The sequence below is a fragment of the Woeseia sp. D3-10 genome (genome assembly GCF_055809415.1).
Genome location: NZ_JBVVTW010000007.1, coordinates 4001796 through 4019088 on the forward strand (window position 1 = coordinate 4001796; position 17293 = coordinate 4019088).

Below are 17293 nucleotides of genomic sequence, written 5' to 3' on the forward strand. Positions count from 1 at the left end.
ATCAGGCTCCGGTCCGTGCCCGCGCGTGGCGCTGGAGGATGCTGGTAAACTCTTCCATGAAGCCGTCGTACCGAATTTCTATTCGAAGTACTTTGTCCGCGTAACGGTTGTAGGCAACGACCGCCGGTATGGCCGCAAACAAACCCATCGCGGTCGCCACCAGCGCTTCCGAGATACCCGGCGCAACCGACGCCAGGGTTGCTGCCTGTGGATTAGCGCCCAGACCATGGAATGACCCCATGATGCCCCAGACAGTCCCGAACAAGCCGATATAGGGGCTGGTGGAGCCAATCGTTGCCAGCGTAGCCAGGCTCTGTTCGAGGCGGTCCACTTCGCGCATCTGCGAGACCCGCATCGCGCGCTGGCATTCCTCGACAATCTTCGCCGGCTCGACGTCACCTTGTTGCTTGATCCGTGAGAATTCCCGAAAACCGGATTCAAAAATGCTGGCCATCCCGATATTGCCGTCTTTCTGCCGTGCCGTGTTCTGGTACAACGACTGGAGGTCACCACCGGACCAGAAACTGGATTCGAAATCATCAGACGCGGATTTCGTCCGGTGTATCAGCCGCCGTTTGGTGAAAATGATGCTCCAGGAAACGACGGATGCACCGAGCAGGATCAGCATAACGATCTGCACGGGCAGGCTGGCTTCCAGAACCAGGCTCATAAGAGACATATCAGGCGTCATATTTACGATTCCTCGAAGAGATCGGTGGGCAGTCTGACCGGCTTCATCGTATCCGCGTTCAAATACGCGGCACGTGTTCGGCCCCTGACCAGCAAATCCCCATTGTTGCGTGAAATAATTTGTTCCAGATCAAAACTGGCACGAGCGCGATTGATCAGTCGTGCGCTGACCACCAGCTGATCGTTGAATCTGGCGGGCTTGAGAAACTCCGCTTGTGTATCAACCACGACAAACACCCGCCGCTGGTCCTGCATCAGTTCATCCTGTTCGACACCGAGGGCGCGTAACCATTCCGTACGCGCACGCTCCATGTAGCGAAAATAATTCGCGTAATAGACCACGCCTTGCGCATCAGTGTCTTCGTAGTAGACGCGTACTGGCCAAAGAAAAGCTGCTTCTTCGCTGGTCAAAGACATGACAAAAAACTCAAGGTTGCTCGGCCAGCGGCATTTCCGGAATGACTTCGCGTGCTGGCGGCGTCAGACCAAAATGCAGGTAGGCGTTGCGGGTCGCTACACGCCCACGGGCGGTGCGCATCATAAACCCCTGTTGTATCAAATAGGGTTCCAAGACGTCTTCGATCGTACCGCGCTCCTCACCTAACGCTGCTGCCAGGCTTTCAACGCCGACCGGGCCACCGTCAAACTTGTCGATGATGGTCTGTAGCAGGCGCCGGTCCATGGCATCGAAACCGTGTGGATCCACTTCGAGCAAGTCCATTGCCCGTCGTGCGATATCACCCGTCACCACGCCATTGCCTTCAACCTCTGCAAAATCTCGCACCCGCCGCAGCAAGCGGTTGACGATACGAGGCGTGCCGCGAGACCGGCTCGCAATTTCTCGAGCTCCGTCAATTTCGATCGGCAAGCCAAGAATTTCCGCGGAGCGTTTTGCAATGGATTCGAGGTCGGATGCGGCATAGAACTCCAGCCGTTGCACGATACCGAAACGATCCCGCAGCGGTGAGGTCAACAAGCCTGCACGTGTGGTCGCACCAATCAGCGTAAAGGGCGGCAGATCCAGTTTTATAGAACGAGCCGCAGGTCCCTCGCCAATCATGATGTCCAGTTGAAAATCTTCCATTGCCGGGTACAGCACTTCTTCAACAACCGGACTCAAGCGATGAATTTCATCCACGAACAGAACGTCATTCGGCTCGAGGTTGGTCAGTATGGCTGCCAGATCACCCGGGCGTTCCAGTACCGGGCCCGAGGTCTGCCGCATGTTGACCTTCATTTCGTTGGCGACGATGTGCGCCAGCGTAGTCTTACCAAGGCCTGGCGGCCCAAAGATCAGCACGTGATCCAGGGCTTCCTCACGCTGCTTGGCCGCCGTGATGAAAATATTCATCTGTTGGCAAACTTTTGGCTGACCAACATAGTCAGCAAGCGTGCGTGGGCGTATCGCGCGGTCAAAATGCCGGTCTTCGTCCCGTTGCACCGCGCTGGTTAATCTGTCGTGTTCTATTGCCGACATTGGCTAGCTTCCCTGCCCGACTGTATGCCGCAGTGCGCGACGAATGATGTCTTCGGACGTCATACCATCAGTATCCATTTTTGCCAGCAGCTGTTTGATCTCGGCAGGCTTATAGCCGAGGGATGCGAGCGCGTCAAAGGCTTCCGTTCGAGCGTCGCTGACGGCATTTGGCTTGTTGATTTGCGGCAAGCCTTCGGCCGCTTTCGCCAGCTTGTCCCGCATCTCAATGATGAGGCGTTCAGCGGTCTTCTTGCCGACGCCCGGGATCTTTACCAGCATCGCGGTGTCTTCGAGCTGCACACAGCGTGCGAAGTCGCCCACGCTCATCGCAGACAAGATCGATAGCGCCATCTTCGCACCGACACCGCTGACCTTTAACAAGGTCCGGAATAACAGCTTCTCGTCTTCCGTCGCGAACCCGTAAAGCACTTGCGCGTCCTCGCGAACCAGCAAGTGAGTAAACAAGCTGACGTTCTTGCCGAGCGGTGGCAAATCAAGAAAGGTTGACATAGGTGTTTCGACTTCGTAACCCACGCCATTGCAGTCCACAATAATTTGCGGCGGCTGCTTGTGCGCCAAACTGCCGCGCAACATTCCAATCATCGTACAACTCGCATTTCGGTTATCCCTGTCATGCGTACGTGCATTCGTTGCCGATGTGCACAACAAAGAGCAGCCGCCAGTGCATCTGCCGCATCGGGCGACGGCGCGCCGTCGAGCGAGAGCAATGAAGTCACCATGTGTTGCACCTGTTCTTTGGTTGCCGCTCCGGTACCAACGATGGCCTGTTTAATTTCACGTGGCGCGTATTCGTGAACTTCTGTTTCGACAGAAAAGGTCGCGCAAAGTGCCGCAGCCCGGGCTTGACCAAGCTTCAGTGCACTGCCGGGATTTCGGTGTACGAAAACGCTCTCAATGGCTACAACCTGCGGCTGGTACTCCGCCACAATTTCGCCGATTGATCGAAAAATCAACTGCAAACGTTCCGGAAAACTACCTCGCGCACTTTGCACAGAACCACTGGCTACGTAAGTTGCGCGCTTGATGTCAACGTCAATAATGCCGAAACCGGTCAGGCGGGAACCCGGGTCTATTCCCAGTATTCGTTGCTTGGGTATCGGCGTATCACTCACAGCTGCGCCAGCACGTCGTCCGAAATATCCGCGTTGCTGTAGACGTTTTGCACGTCGTCCAGATCTTCGAGCATTTCGAGCAACTTGATCATCGTTGTGGCCTCATTGACACCCAACTCAGCGGAGGTTGTCGCGCGCATCGTCAACTCGGCACTTTCAGGCGGCATATCAGCGGCGCGCATAGCATCTCGTACAGCTTCGAACTCGCCGGGCTCGGTGATCACCTCGACTGACTTGTCAGTATCAACGACGACATCTTCGGCGCCAGCCTCGATGGCCGCTTCCATGATGGCATCCTCATCGCTACCTTCCGGGTAAGACAACAGGCCAACGTGATTGAACAAATAAGCCACCGAACCGTCCGCGCCGAGGTTACCGCCAAATTTTGAGAACGCGTGCCGGACCTCCGCCACGGTGCGATTGCGGTTGTCCGTCATACAATCGACCATTACCGCAGTGCCGCCCGGACCGTACCCCTCGTAGCGAATCTCCTGGTACTCATCGCCATCCATGTCGCCAGAACCGCGTTTGATTGCCCGGTCAATATTGTCTTTCGGCATGCTTTGCGCTTTGGCCTTATCGACCGCGAGGCGCAAACGTGGATTGGCGGTCAGGTCGCCCCCGCCGATGCGGGCAGCAATCGTGATCTCGCGTATCAGCTTCGTAAATAGTTTGCCGCGTTTCTTGTCCTGGGCGCCCTTGCGGTGCTGAATATTCGCCCACTTACTATGTCCTGCCATTCGGCTTTTCCAACCCTGTGTGAAAATTGTGACTAGGTATGTTAGGAAAGCACCGCGCAGCCGCCGTTGAAACCGGTGGGCGGATAGCGAGTGCTAGCCAAGCTGCGCGTATGATAACGGTTCTGGATTAGGTACACACCACCGAAAGACACCCGGATGACGACAAGTAACGTAGAAAATCGACGAAACAGCGACGAACACGAAGCGATCGTCGCAAAAGCCCGACGGTTCGTGGAGAGCCAGTCGGGTCAGGCGGTATTTGCCCCGTGTCGTGACGAGGGTGAGGCCATCGTCGCTATTCTGGCGCCTTTCGAGATCAGCGGCTCACTGGAGGCCGCCGTGATTCTGTACCCGCTCTTACGAGACCTCGCTGCCGCACCGAACACTGCGGATCTGGATCCGCAGGCGCTCGACCTGACCGGAGGTCTGGTGCACCTAAGTCGGTTCTCTCTGCCGACGGACTGGAAGCCCGGAGCCGCCCTCGCAACCCAGCAGTCCGAGGCACTGCGAAAAATGCTGCTGGCGATGGTGTCCGATGCCCGGCTCGTACTGGTGCGTATTGCCGAGCAACTCTATCGCCTGCGTAAGGCGAAAGACCTCGATGTTGCCGAACAGCACCGGCTCGCGCTGGAAACGCGCGAAATATACGCGCCTCTGGCAAGCCGGCTTGGCATCTGGCAGCTCAAATGGGAACTGGAGGACCTCGCATTCCGTTACCTTGAACCAGACACTTACCGAGAAATCGCAAAGGGGCTGCGCGAGCGCCGTAGTGAGCGCGAAGCCTTTATTGAGTCCATCATAAACGAGCTTCGCGACGCACTTGCGGCCAGTGACATTACTGCCGAGATCAGCGGTCGTCCAAAGCACATCTACAGTATCTGGCGAAAGATGCAGCGCAAAGATCGAGGCCTGGAACAGATTTTCGATATGCGTGCCGTGCGAATATTCGTCAATGATGTCCGCGAGTGCTATGCCGCGCTGGGCGTCGTCCACAATATGTGGCCATACCTGCGGGGCGAGTTTGACGACTACATTGCCAACCCTAAGGGCAATAATTATCAGTCTTTGCATACCGCGGTTATCGGTCCAGGCGGACGCACACTCGAAGTTCAGATTCGCACTCATGACATGCATCGACATGCTGAGTTCGGTGTCGCCGCGCACTGGCGATACAAGGAAGGCGGCGGTCCGGTTGAAGCCTTCGATTTGAAGATTCGCTTCCTGCGCAACCTCCTCGATGGCGACAGTCCCGACGGTGACCTGTTGGAGCAGATTCGCGACGAGGTATTCGAAGACCGCGTCTACGCTGTAAGCCCCAAAGGCGACGTAGTCGAACTCCCTGCTGGCGCGACGCCGTTGGACTTTGCCTATTACGTGCACACGCAAGTAGGCCATCGCTGCAGGGGCGCCAAAGTTAACGGTCGCATTGTTCCATTGACTTACAAGATACAGAACGGCGACCAGATCGACGTCATTACCAGTGGCGAACCCAATCCGAGCAGGGACTGGATGAGCCCGCAACATGCCTATCTGGCCAGTGGCCGAAGTCGTGCGAAAGTCAGGAACTGGTTCCGGCAGCAGGACAAGGAGCAGAACCGGCGGCAAGGTCGCGAAATTCTTGAGCGGGAATTGACGCGCTTGAACATCAACGACATTCCACTCGAACAGATTTCAAAGTACATGAAGTTCGACAGCGTCGAGAGTCTCTGCATTGCTCTTGGCGCCGGCGATTCAACGTCGTCGTCGGTCGCCAGCGCTATTCAGAACCTGCGCGGCGATCAGCAACCTGACACGTTGCGTACCCGCCGTGCACCTGAAAGCAGACCCAGTGGCGCCGGACAAATTGCGGTCAGCGGCGTTGGCGATCTGCTTTGCAATTTCGCGCGGTGTTGCCGACCGGTTCCGCCTGAAACCATCAGCGGCTACATTACCCAGGCCCGGGGTGTCAGCATTCACAGGGCAGACTGCCGCAATTTTCTTAGCCTGAATACACGCAACCCTGAACGCGTCATTTCTGTCGATTGGGGGGAACCTGCCGGTGCGACTTACCCGGCAGAACTGACAATCCGCGCCTTCGACCGGCAAGGACTACTACGCGACATCAGCAGTGTTTTTACTGATGAGAAGGTGAGCGTTGATACGGCAACAACCAGGACGGACAAGAAAAATCAGCAAGTCGTGATGGACCTGAAGCTGTCTGTCCCGGACTTGGCCGCATTGAGTCAATCGATAGGCCGTATCCTGCAACTACCCAACGTGACGGATGTAACGCGAGGCGGTTGAAACCAGCCTCTAGCGGTTCGGGTAGTTCAATGCCCGATTATCGACAGCGAGTGCCGCCTCGTGCATCGCTTCGGTCAGGCTTGGGTGAGCATGGACGGTACGTTGAATGTCTTCCGTGCTGGCAGAAAATTCCATTGCCAGTACGGCCTCAGAAATCAACTCGCCGGCCATCGGGCCCACTATGTGCACGCCCAGCACTTCGTCGTCGTCAACCGCCGAAATTATTTTGACCATGCCAGCCGTTTGCTCCATTGCCTTAGCACGGCCGGAGGCAGCGAACGGAAACGAACCTGTCTTGTATTCGCGGCCACTTTGCTTGACCTCCTCCTCGGTCTTGCCGACCCAGGCCATTTCCGGCGAAGTGTAAATTACCGAAGGAATCACAGCGTAATTCAACTCCGCGATTTCGCCGGCAATCAGATCGGCCGCCATAACGCCCTCTTCGGAGCCTTTGTGCGCCAGCATCGGACCACGAACGCAGTCACCAACGGCGAAAACGCCCGGCACTGATGTGCGGCATTCATCGTCAACCTTGATGAAGCCTCGCTCATCAATATCGATACCCGCATTATCGGCAAGCAAGCCGCCCGTGAATGGCCGGCGGCCAACCGCAACAACGAGTTTCTCAACGGTGATGGACTGTTTCCCATCCTTGTCGTCGTAGTCGACCTTGACACCCTTGCTGCCCGCTTTCGCAGCAGTCACTTTCGCCCCAAGCTTGATGTCCAGGCCCTGGCTTTTGAACTCTTTAGCCGCCACCTTGGCAATGTCTCTGTCAGCCATCGCCAGGAAGTCATCCATTGCCTCAAGGACAGTCACTTTTGCACCTAAGCGTGCCCACACACTACCAAGCTCAAGTCCGATAACACCTGCACCCACCACGCCCAGGCTCGCTGGCACGGAGTCAAACTCGAGAGCACCCCAGGAATCGACGATGTTGCCATCAGTCCAGGGCGCCACTTTCAATTCGATCGGCGTAGAGCCTGTGGCGAGAATCACGTGCTTCGCATCTATCGTTTCCGGCTCGCCATCCACGGGTGTGAATTCAACTTGCTTGCCGGCCAGCAACTTCCCGTGGCCGACCAGGCCGTCAATCTTGTTCGCCTTGAGCAAGCCCGCAATGCCACCGGTCAATTGTCTGACGATACCGGCTTTGCGCTTTTGCATGGTCGCTATATCCATTGTCGGCTTGGAGATACCGATGCCGTGCTTTTTGAATTCATGCGTTGCACGGTGATAGAGCTCTGACGACTCGAGCAAGGCTTTTGACGGTATGCAGCCGGCGTTAAGGCAAGTCCCGCCGAAAGCATTCTTGCCGTCGTGGTTCTTCCATTCGTCGATACAGGCCACTTTCAGCCCGTGTTGCGCTGCTCTGATCGCAGCTACATAACCTGCGGGACCAGCACCAATAACGACGACATCAAAACTCTTGCTCATAACGTTCTCTTAAGACCTTCCAATAGATTGCGACTAATTCCGGCAGCGTCAGTTGCTTAGACCTGCAGCAACAAGCGACCTGGATCTTCCAACGATTGCTTGATGCTCATCAAGAATTGAACGGCTTCTTTACCGTCGATAATGCGGTGATCGTAGGTCAATGCGAGGTACATCATCGGTCGAATCTGCACTTCACCATTCACTGCCATCGGCCGTTCCAGAATCGAGTGCATGCCAAGAATTGCGCTCTGTGGCGGGTTCAAGATTGGCGTAGACAGCATCGACCCGAAAATACCGCCATTGGTAATCGTGAACGTACCACCGGTGAGATCATCCATGCCGATCGTGCCTTCACGGACTTTGCCACCCAGGCCAGCGATCGTGCTTTCCACTTGCGCGAAACTAAGCTGATCGACGTCTCGTACGATAGGCACCATCAAACCACGTTCCGACGATACCGCTATGCCGATGTCGTAGTAGTCATGATAGATAATGTCATTGCCTTCGACTGACGCATTGACGACCGGAAACTTCTTCAAGCCTTCGACAGCCGCCTTTGCAAAGAACGACATGAAGCCCAACTTGGCGCCATGCTCTTTCTCGAACGGTTCCTTGTAACGCTTACGCAACGCCATCACTTCCGTCAGATCAACTTCGTTGAAGGTCGTCAGCATGGCTGCGGATTGTTGTGCGTTCACCAAACGTTCGGCAATACGTGCGCGCAATCGTGTCATCGGAACGCGCTGTTCCGTTCGTGTAGCGCCCCCCGTTGAAGTGCTTGGCGCTGCGGCATTGGAATCACCTGGCGCAACGTCCTCGTCACTGTGGCTCTTCAGGTACTTCATGACGTCAGACTTGCTGACACGGCCATCCTTACCACTACCCTGAATTACGCTGACGTCGAGATCATGTTCATCCAGCAGACGCCGCACCGACGGGCTCATTTTGTGCGCACTGCTGCCGGTAGACTCGGAACTGGAGGCCCGACTGCTCTCATCGGCCGTCGAATCCTCAGATGGCGCTGCCGCTTCGTCAGCACTGCTGCTTTTTGCAGGCGCGTCACCTTCCTCAAGTATCGCCAGCAAATCCCCTGCGGTGACTGTCGTGCCATCCTTGATCTTGATTTCCTTAAGGATGCCGGACGCAGGCGCCGGAACTTCCAGGACAACTTTGTCAGTTTCCAGGTCAACGAGATTTTCGTCCCGGGAAACGGAATCGCCGACTTTCTTGTGCCAGGCGACCAGCGTTGCATCGCTAACTGACTCGGGTAATTGCGGTACCTTGATCTCTATGCTCATTTACTTTTCCGTGCCTTTTTGGCTGCTTGCTTCGACTTGGCGGCTTTCACTTTGATATCCAGAGCCGCTTCAACGAGAGCTTGCTGTTGCTGCATGTGTAGTTTGAATATACCGGACGCTGGCGCTGCTGCGCTGGCTCGACCGGCGTAGTAGAGAGTTTGCTCGTCGTTCAACGACTCCTGCAGACGATGGCGAATCTGGTACCAGGCTCCCTGATTCTGCGGCTCTTCCTGACACCAGACGATATCGCGCACCTTGGCGTATTGCTCGATGATTGCCGCGTATTCGTCGATCGGGAACGGGTACAGTTGTTCGATCCGCACCAGCGCGACATCTTCAACATCGTGCGCCTGCCTCGCTTCAAGCAGGTCGTAATAAACTTTGCCGCTGCAAAACACGACGCGGCGCGTCTTCTCTGTCGCAAGGTCGCTTTGCTCCGGAATAATCGTATGAAACCGGCCTTCCGATAATTGGCGCAACGACGACACAGACATCTTGTGTCGAAGCAGGCTCTTTGGCGTCAAGACGATAAGCGGTTTGCGGTAACGGCGCAGCATTTGTCGTCGAATCATGTGGAACATCTGTGCCGGCGTCGATGGCACGCAGACCTGCATATTGTGTTCTGCACACAATTGCAGAAACCGCTCCAGACGCGCCGAAGAGTGTTCCGGCCCCTGGCCTTCGTAGCCGTGTGGCAGGAACAATGTCAGACCGCACAACCGGCCCCACTTCGATTCACCGGAACTGATGAACTGGTCGATCACAACCTGAGCGCCGTTGCAGAAATCGCCGAACTGGCCTTCCCAGATAACCAATGTGTTCGGCTCGGTTGTGGCATAACCGTATTCGAAGCCCATGACCGCTTCTTCGGACAACAACGAATCAATAACCCGGAACGCGCCTTTTCGCTCAGAGATATGCTCCAGCGGTACGTATTCTTGCCTATTGGACTGATTGTGGAGCACGGCGTGGCGATGGAAAAACGTGCCGCGACCGCTGTCCTGACCTGTAACCCGGCAGTCGAAACCTTCGTCAAGCAGGCCTGCGTACGCCATCGTCTCGGCGAAGCCCCAATCCATCGGCACTTCGTCGGCGGCCATGCGTTCGCGTTCAGTAATGATTCGTTGTACGCGGCCATGCAATACAAAACCGTCTGGCAGCGTGGTGATTTTCTTCGAAAGTGCGGCGACTTTTTCGGGGCTCAGTGTCGTGTCGACCGGGTCATCCCACTCGACATCCGTGTAAGGCGCCCAATCTACCGTGAACTCGTCGCCGATCATGCCCAGGTGAGAACGCGGAACCGGCTCGCCGCGGTCGAGGCGGCCGCGGTATTCGTCCTGCATTTTGCTGACCCCGGCGGCATCGATCACACCCGCGTTAATCAAACGTTTCGCGTAGCGTTCGCGGGTACTTTCATGATCGCGAATCCGCGAGTACATCACCGGCTGGGTCGCGCTCGGCTCATCGGCCTCGTTATGACCGTGTCGGCGGTAACACACGAGGTCAATTACAACGTCTTTGCGGAATTTCTGCCGGTATTCAAGCGCGAGTCGGGTTACAAACATGACCGACTCCGGGTCATCGCCGTTCACGTGGAAAATCGGCGCTTCGATCATCTTGGCGACATCGCTGCAGTACGTCGTTGAACGAGCATCCTGCGGGCGACTGGTGGTAAAGCCGATCTGGTTGTTAATAACAATGTGTATGGTACCGCCGGTGCGGAAACCATTGGTTTGCGACATCTGGAACGTTTCCGTCACGACGCCCTGACCGGCAAACGCTGCGTCGCCGTGAACCAATATTGGAATAACCTGACTACGGTCTTCATCACCGCGGCGTTGCTGGCGTGCTCTGACCGACCCTTCAACCACCGGGTTTACGATTTCCAGGTGAGACGGATTGAATGCGAGCGCAATGTGAACATTGCCGCCTGCCGTCTTCATGTCTGCAGAAAAGCCCTTGTGGTATTTAACGTCGCCTGAGCCTTTCATTTCGGCCGGGTCCACGTTGCCCTCGAATTCTTCAAACAATTCTTCCGGCGATTTGCCCAGCACGTTGACGAGAACATTGATACGGCCGCGGTGAGCCATGCCGATCACGATTTCCTTCGCGCCGGCTTCGCCGCTTTTCTGGATTAACTGATCCAGCATCGGGATTAGGCTTTCGCCACCTTCCAGAGAAAACCGCTTCTGGCCGACGAATCGGGTATGCAGGTAACGTTCGATACCTTCAGCGGCCGTCAGCTGATCGAGAAGCCACAACCGTTCATCCTGATCGAAATCCAGCGAAACAACGCCGTCTTCAAACCGTTGACGTAGCCAAAGTCGTTCGCGGGCTCGCGATACGTGCGCGAATTCCGCGCCAATCTTGCCGCAGTAGATGCGTTTCAGCAGGGCGAGAATCTCCGCCAGCTTCATGCGGCGGTTTCCGGTTCCGGCCAGTCCTCCGGTATAGAACTCGGTATTCATGTCGGCCTCGTTGAGGCCAAGGTAATCGAGCTTTAGCACGCCGGGCGTGTGCCGCTCCATGATGCCCAGCGGGTCTATGTCGGCGATCTGGTGCCCACGCAAGCTGTAGACCTGGATTAGTCGGGAAACGGCAGCCTGCTTTTGGCTGGCGTCGATGCCGAGCGCACCGCTCTGGACCGCTGTGCCGGCGGCATTGCGCTTGCCGCCGCGGGCATCAAGCGCCAGACGCTCTCGAATCGGGGTATGCGCCGTATCCCGACCGCCGTCGGCGATGCCGCGAAAATAGTCGCGCCAGCCGGCTGCGACCGAGTCCGGATTCTCCAGATACTGTTCGTACAGCGATTCAATGGCGGCAGCATTGCTGCCGAACAGAGGGGTTGTTGCGTATTGCTCTTTCAGGGAATTGCTCATGCGGAGGTCGAGCCTCGAACCAGTGCGTTGCCAGCATTGACGGACAGCATAGCAGCCGTCCAAAAAAAAGGGCGCTAGTGTAGCCCATGCCTGTGAGGCATGAAACGAAAAAAACCGCCAGCAACAAAGACTTCGACACAGAATCGACTGTGTTCCCGTTTCTGGCTGACACCGAGGGCGAACCACCTCGATTATCGCGACCCGCGCGGCCGGGTCAGCGGTTGCAGGTCACAGTTTCGGGATTTACTGGATTTCCCAGAGCATGACCAGTTCATAGCAGATCAGGCAGGCGTACATTAAGAATACCGCGGTAAGGACCGCACCGGCCCGGAAGAGATTCAGCAACTTAGCCCGGGCAAGGAAGACCAGCGCAAGCACGCCAACAGCCGTGAGAGCCATCTTGATTGCCGCGAATGACGCCATACTTTGCTCCATGGCGCGGTGCATCAACGGATTGGCCTCGTTGGCCCCCAATTCCATAAGAGTCAGGGTCATAAATGCATCCGCGGAACTAAGCAGCATGATGCCGATGGCCAGAAAGAACAGCCACGGGTGATGCCAATCGCTGAATAAGGACTCGCCTTCGACACTCCGTCGCGCACTTCGTCGACGGGATCGAGCAAACCCCACGACGACCGTTCGCCAGCCAAAGGTTCGTCGATCGGGGCGGGATCGGTATTCGGGGTAGTGTTCGGCTCGTTCCATTCTTCTGCTCCTGCTTCGTTCATATCTAGCTATCGTATTCAGTGCCGACGATACGGTCGCTTATTTCTCATGGGCTGCGGCCGACGTACGCCGCAGCAAACTGGCAATCAACGCTTTGCGGTCATCGGGATCTTTAATGCCGCCAAACGCCATCGCGTTGCCGGGCAAGAACTGTGACGGGTAGGTCAACCAGGCATCAAGCGCCCGGGGTGTCCACACGAATTCGGCCGTGCTTAAAGCGCGCGTGTAGCCGAAATCGTCAAGACTCCCTGCCCGGCGTCCGAATAACCCGTATAGATTGGGGCCCAGCATGTGGCCGCGATCCCTGTCGAAGCTGTGGCACGTCGCACACAGCAGCAACAGGCGATTGCCCAGTTCAGGGCTCGCGTTGGCGTAGTCAGGGTCCTTCAGATAGTCGGCAACCGTGCGCGGTTGCTGAATTCCAAGATTCATCGCGGTCAACGCAGGCGGCCCGCCATTGCCGCCGGCACCCGAGTCTTGTCCACACCCGGCAAGTAACAATGCGCTGACAACAACACTCAGAACTCGACACAGTTGGCGAAAGCCAACGCGGTAATTCAGCACTTTCTTGGTAACTCCCCGAATCAGACTCGCCATTGCACTCTTAGAGCAGCAATCTCCATGCCAGTAATGTAATACCTTGTTTCACGGCTTGTTTTCAAGATTGGTATTTCCGCACCGCGCGGTGTTTGTATAGTAGACCGACAGTTTGCGTCGGCCCCGACCCACACGGCACCAGGCCTATTTGGCCGCTATCGAGAACAAACGTGCGTCTACCCGCGAGACAACAGCGGCTGACGGCACCTTGGTGGGATACCGGGACGGTAATCGTTGGCTCTTGGCCAAGTCTGTTTTTGCCCGCTGCAACCGTTAATCGGTATCCCCATGCATGCGCTAACCGCTAACGAGTACTGGCTCATGTTTCCACTGGCGATTACGTTCGTGGGGTTGACCACTCTGAAAGTGATCGTAGGCGAAGACGAGAACAACTCGCCCGAATCAATCGTCATAGCACTCGAACGGGACAACTACTATAAGTACCTGACTTACGAGGCCATCGCGAAGCGTTTCGTCGGTCTGTTTGGCACCGCCTGTTGGGCTGTCGCCGCATCTTTATCACGGTTTGGCTATACCGCATTCGCGATAGCGTCTTGGGAGGCTAAGAGCAATATCAATAACTGGGGGTTCAGTGCACATTTGATCCTTGGTTAGACCTAACTTACCGCAACAAAATTGGAAGTTCTGTCTGGTTCTCGAGTGTCGCGATGACGTCCGAAATACAACCCGCTGGAATCCAGACGCGCTATTTGATTGCGCTGGTACTTCTCGCGGAATTTTGCGCCCTCTGTATTCGTTCCTGGCTGCAGCACCGACTGGAAATGCAGGGTATTTCGAATTCAAAGGACCTAAGTTACCTGATTGTCCTACCGATTTTGCTATTACTTCTCGCGCCGGTGATACGAGACCACAGAAATACCATTCTTAATCAGTTGCGACTTCAAGCGCTCAATCTCACGACTATCAGCAGAAGTGTTTTGCTGGGAGCAGTGCTGCGGATTTTCTACTGGAGCGGCATTTTGGCAGTGGCCGCATTCAGCCTGCCCAATGCCACGGGCAACGTCGCGAGCAATACCGCACACATTTGGTTCAGTTGTCCGCGGGCATCCACACTTGCTCTACATGTTCTTGTTCTCAGTCTGGCGACACCATTGATCGAAGAAACGGTCTTTCGAGGCTGGCTATTACATTGGCTCTTACCGAAAGGACGCTTGTTTGCAATCATCGTGACTGCCGCACTCTTTGCGTTATTCCATCACTGGCAAACCATTCCTTTCGCATTCGTTTTCGGCGTGTTCGCTGCCGTCTACGTTCTGAACAGCGGTAGTCTTTGGGGAGCCCTTATTGCCCATGCAACCTTCAATAGTCTGATCGCTCTTGATTGGCTTTGTCTTCATTACTTATGGCAACCCACAGCTAAAAGCTCAACGACAATGTTGGTCGGCTTAGCGGCATTTTGTATTGGAACTACTGCAATGGCGTTAAGCATCAAGCTGGTCCGCTCGAAGATCGCCGGGCATATGCCCGGCGACTAATCGTTTACCGTTTAAAACGCATTAGCTACTCGCTCAATCACATGGGATACCGCAGCAACGGCCCCCTCGTAAATATTGATCAGGTCACGGCCAACGCCACCCGAATTAGTCACACCCATCAAATCGTTACCCGAATTCTCCGGGGTACACGTTCCGGCACCACCTGCAACGCTGCAAATCTCTGCTGTAGTCAATGTACGCATAGCATCAATCTCCTTATCGATGAATAGTCAGAATGACTGTAGGTGCGCGTCCTGCGCCTCCAGAGCATAGTTCGGCTCATTGGCGACAGTCCGCCGCAATTTCTGCACGAAAACCACGGAAACTGCACAAATGCGGCAACTCTTGCTGTTTTCCTGTCTTGCCTGTGACCCCGCTCACAGTTCCATCAGGGAGGCACGTTTAGGCTTTTCGTCTGAAAAACTCGCCGCCAACCAACCACATCGGATACCGCCATGAAACCCAGTCTTGCACCCGTTCTCGCTGCAGTCGCCCTGCTCTTTGCGGGCACCACTGCTTCCGCCAATGACAATCTTTGGTTCGGCGTAAAAGCAGGGACACTCGGTCTCGGCGTGGAAGCACGCTGGCAGCCTATTCCGTGGATGGACCTGCGCGCCGGACTGAATCGATTCGACTTTGATGACGATGGCGCACAGGCCGGTATCGCTTACGACGCCACACTGGAGCTGGACACTGTCTATGCAACGGCAAACCTGCGATTCCCGCTGAGCCCCATGCGCTTGTCGGTAGGTGCATTCAGCAACAACAATCAACTGGTAATGGCCAGTCGCGAGGCCGACAGCTTTGTAATCGGTGGACAGACCTTCAGCGGTACCGAGGTTGGCCAACTGCGTAGTACCACCTCGTTTGACAGCGTATCGCCGTACCTCGGGCTCGGTTTTGATTTCGAACTGGCCAATCGCATCGGTCTGAATCTGGACCTGGGCGTGCTTTGGCAAGGAGAGCCGACTGTTACACTGACTTCATCAGGCACGCTCGCCGAAGATGCAACGTTTCAGGACCGACTGGAAAGCGAGCGCCAGGAACTGCAGAGCGAAGGAGAAGACTTCAAGGCCTGGCCGGTTATCTCGCTCGGGCTGCATTTCAACTTCTTCTGAGCCGGTGCAGAGCGCACGCCAGCGGCACGTCCAGAACTCTCAGCACAACTAGCAGGTAGTGATCGGCGAGCGATTGCCGCCGATAGTGATGCCTTTTGTTGTCGTGCTATGCCGCTTGCCGAGCGACTTTCCGTAACAAGGTATTGCCGCGAACTATATACAAGCTGAACAACGTAACGATCAGCAATGGCAGCGGCAGCATCACCAGTGTGTGCCAGCCATAAAGGTGAATCACCGTACCTGCCAGTAACGACGCGGTGGCAGACGTACCGAACACACTGAACTCGTTCACTGCCTGTGCGCGGAAACGTTCTTCCAGTGTGTACGTCAGGGTCAGCATGGTTGTGCCGCCGACGTACAGAAAATTCCAGCCGACGCCCAGCAACACCAAAGCCCACCAGTAATGCATCATGCTGTGCCCTTGCAAGCCGACCATGCTGGCCGCAAGCAGCGCAATCGCACCTGCAGCCATAAACCGCACCGTACCTACGCGTTCCAACAGAAAACCCGACACCAGAGACGGCAAATACATCGCTATGACATGACTCCGAATAACGCGTGCGGTTTCATCCAGCGCGTAGCCGTCGTTGATGTGCATACTGAGTGGTGTCGCCGTCATGATTAGTGTCATGACCCCGTACGCGGCCGTGCCACAAAGAACGGAAACGATGAACAAAGGTTGCCTGATAATTTCTGAGAGCGGCCGACCCACACCGGTAACTACACTTCCCTGCTCACCTCTGAGCGGTATCAGAAAGGAGAACAGCAGCGCCTGAATCACGTACAGGACAGCAAGGCACAGCAAGGTACCAACGTAGGGGGTATCACTCCACGCAGCGCCTCGTGACACCAATTCCGGGCCCAGAAACGCGCCGCCGATTGCGCCCAGAAGTACCAGCGAGATTGCTCGTCCCGCGTATCGGGTGGCAACGCTTTCTGCAGCGGCGTAACGGTACTGCTGCGAGAAGGCCGTATTGATACCGAACACCGCAGCCGAAAGGACAAACCAGCCGAAACTGGCTTCCTGCAACGCATGTGCCGCCAGCAAGACGGAAATAGCCGCCGATATCGACGACATGGCGAAACCGGCGCGACGCCCTACCCGCCGCATCAACATACTCGCCGGTATGGTCGTGGCAGCCACGCTGACAACCATCATCGAGACCGGCAAGGTGGCAAGTGCAGGATTGCTGCTCAGAGACGAACCAATAATGCCGCCGAGCGTGACCAGCACAATAGTCCCGGTAGCCGAGATTAACTGGCAAAGGAAGAGAACTATGAGGTTTCGGGTCGACATGGCGTTGTAAATGACGGTGCCTACGGAGTATCGTCTGTGCGCCGCGACATTCTCACATTTCCCCCGCAAGGTCACGGCAGTTAATGAGAAATGTTGCGGTATCCGATGCTGCTGTGCTGAAC

At 55.9% G+C, this 17293-nt stretch carries 17 protein-coding genes; 4 read left to right on the plus strand and 13 right to left on the minus strand.

All coding sequences use genetic code 11. The features are described from left to right. Nucleotide 1: 1 nt before the first annotated feature. From tolQ to AC0L8N_RS18400, 6 genes are read right to left on the minus strand one after another with little or no spacing between them, the layout of a single operon-like run. Nucleotides 2-691 carry a protein TolQ gene (gene tolQ, locus AC0L8N_RS18375; RefSeq protein WP_473669823.1) on the minus strand — a complete coding sequence of 230 codons (690 nt, stop codon included), beginning with the start codon at nucleotides 689-691 and terminating at the stop codon, nucleotides 2-4. Between the two features lie 2 nt (nucleotides 692-693). Next, a complete protein-coding gene (ybgC, locus tag AC0L8N_RS18380; RefSeq protein WP_473669825.1) occupies nucleotides 694-1107 on the minus strand; it encodes a tol-pal system-associated acyl-CoA thioesterase in 414 nt (137 codons plus the stop codon). A 10-nt stretch (nucleotides 1108-1117) separates the two neighbouring features. Further along, a complete protein-coding gene (gene ruvB, locus AC0L8N_RS18385) occupies nucleotides 1118-2167 on the minus strand; it encodes a Holliday junction branch migration DNA helicase RuvB (protein WP_473669827.1) in 1050 nt (349 codons plus the stop codon). A gap of 3 nt (nucleotides 2168-2170) precedes the next feature. After that, nucleotides 2171-2770: a Holliday junction branch migration protein RuvA gene (gene ruvA, locus AC0L8N_RS18390; protein ID WP_473669829.1), complete on the minus strand. Its 600-nt coding sequence runs from the start codon at nucleotides 2768-2770 to the stop codon at nucleotides 2171-2173. After that, entirely contained in the window at nucleotides 2767-3300 is a 534-nt protein-coding gene (ruvC, locus tag AC0L8N_RS18395) for a crossover junction endodeoxyribonuclease RuvC (protein ID WP_473669831.1), read from the minus strand. Before ruvC ends, ruvA begins: the two co-directional genes overlap by 4 nt. Then, nucleotides 3297-4040 carry a YebC/PmpR family DNA-binding transcriptional regulator gene (locus AC0L8N_RS18400; protein WP_473669833.1) on the minus strand — a complete coding sequence of 248 codons (744 nt, stop codon included), beginning with the start codon at nucleotides 4038-4040 and terminating at the stop codon, nucleotides 3297-3299. Before AC0L8N_RS18400 ends, ruvC begins: the two co-directional genes overlap by 4 nt. 156 nt (nucleotides 4041-4196) lie before the next feature. On the opposite strand from AC0L8N_RS18400, the gene AC0L8N_RS18405 reads away from it, so the two are divergent. After that, entirely contained in the window at nucleotides 4197-6323 is a 2127-nt protein-coding gene (locus tag AC0L8N_RS18405) for a RelA/SpoT family protein (RefSeq protein WP_473669835.1), read from the plus strand. 9 nt (nucleotides 6324-6332) lie between these two features. Here the strand turns inward: AC0L8N_RS18405 and lpdA are convergent, their stop codons facing one another. The 5 genes from lpdA to AC0L8N_RS18430 form a co-directional block, all read right to left on the minus strand. Continuing rightward, nucleotides 6333-7760: a dihydrolipoyl dehydrogenase gene (gene lpdA, locus AC0L8N_RS18410; RefSeq protein WP_473669837.1), complete on the minus strand. Its 1428-nt coding sequence runs from the start codon at nucleotides 7758-7760 to the stop codon at nucleotides 6333-6335. A gap of 56 nt (nucleotides 7761-7816) precedes the next feature. Beyond that, complete coding sequence (gene odhB, locus AC0L8N_RS18415) at nucleotides 7817-9058, minus strand: 2-oxoglutarate dehydrogenase complex dihydrolipoyllysine-residue succinyltransferase (RefSeq protein WP_473669839.1); 1242 nt, start codon at nucleotides 9056-9058, stop codon at nucleotides 7817-7819. Further along, the gene (locus AC0L8N_RS18420) at nucleotides 9055-11937 is read right to left on the minus strand and encodes a 2-oxoglutarate dehydrogenase E1 component (protein ID WP_473669841.1); all 2883 of its coding nucleotides are present in this window, start codon (nucleotides 11935-11937) and stop codon (nucleotides 9055-9057) included. Before AC0L8N_RS18420 ends, odhB begins: the two co-directional genes overlap by 4 nt. Before the next feature lie 243 nt (nucleotides 11938-12180). Then, complete coding sequence (locus tag AC0L8N_RS18425; RefSeq protein ID WP_473669843.1) at nucleotides 12181-12642, minus strand: DUF5658 family protein; 462 nt, start codon at nucleotides 12640-12642, stop codon at nucleotides 12181-12183. A 60-nt stretch (nucleotides 12643-12702) separates the two neighbouring features. Then, a complete protein-coding gene (locus AC0L8N_RS18430; RefSeq protein ID WP_473669845.1) occupies nucleotides 12703-13260 on the minus strand; it encodes a c-type cytochrome in 558 nt (185 codons plus the stop codon). A gap of 288 nt (nucleotides 13261-13548) precedes the next feature. On the opposite strand from AC0L8N_RS18430, the gene AC0L8N_RS18435 reads away from it, so the two are divergent. Together AC0L8N_RS18435 and AC0L8N_RS18440 are read left to right on the plus strand one after the other, a co-directional pair. Then, on the plus strand, nucleotides 13549-13875 hold the full coding sequence (locus AC0L8N_RS18435; RefSeq protein WP_473669847.1) for a hypothetical protein: 327 nt from the start codon (nucleotides 13549-13551) through the stop codon (nucleotides 13873-13875). A 53-nt stretch (nucleotides 13876-13928) separates the two neighbouring features. Beyond that, the gene (locus tag AC0L8N_RS18440; RefSeq protein ID WP_473669849.1) at nucleotides 13929-14756 is read left to right on the plus strand and encodes a lysostaphin resistance A-like protein; all 828 of its coding nucleotides are present in this window, start codon (nucleotides 13929-13931) and stop codon (nucleotides 14754-14756) included. Nucleotides 14757-14767: 11 nt separating this feature from the next. On the opposite strand, the gene AC0L8N_RS18445 is transcribed toward AC0L8N_RS18440, so the two are convergent. Continuing rightward, nucleotides 14768-14959 (minus strand): hypothetical protein, encoded by a 192-nt coding sequence (locus AC0L8N_RS18445; protein ID WP_473669851.1) that lies wholly within the window; start codon nucleotides 14957-14959, stop codon nucleotides 14768-14770. Nucleotides 14960-15211: 252 nt separating this feature from the next. On the opposite strand from AC0L8N_RS18445, the gene AC0L8N_RS18450 reads away from it, so the two are divergent. Next, nucleotides 15212-15874, plus strand: coding sequence for a hypothetical protein (locus tag AC0L8N_RS18450; protein WP_473669853.1), 663 nt, complete (start codon nucleotides 15212-15214; stop codon nucleotides 15872-15874). 106 nt (nucleotides 15875-15980) lie between these two features. Here AC0L8N_RS18450 and AC0L8N_RS18455 read toward each other — a convergent pair whose 3' ends face one another. Further along, the gene (locus tag AC0L8N_RS18455) at nucleotides 15981-17171 is read right to left on the minus strand and encodes an MFS transporter (protein WP_473669855.1); all 1191 of its coding nucleotides are present in this window, start codon (nucleotides 17169-17171) and stop codon (nucleotides 15981-15983) included. Nucleotides 17172-17293: the final 122 nt, after the last annotated feature.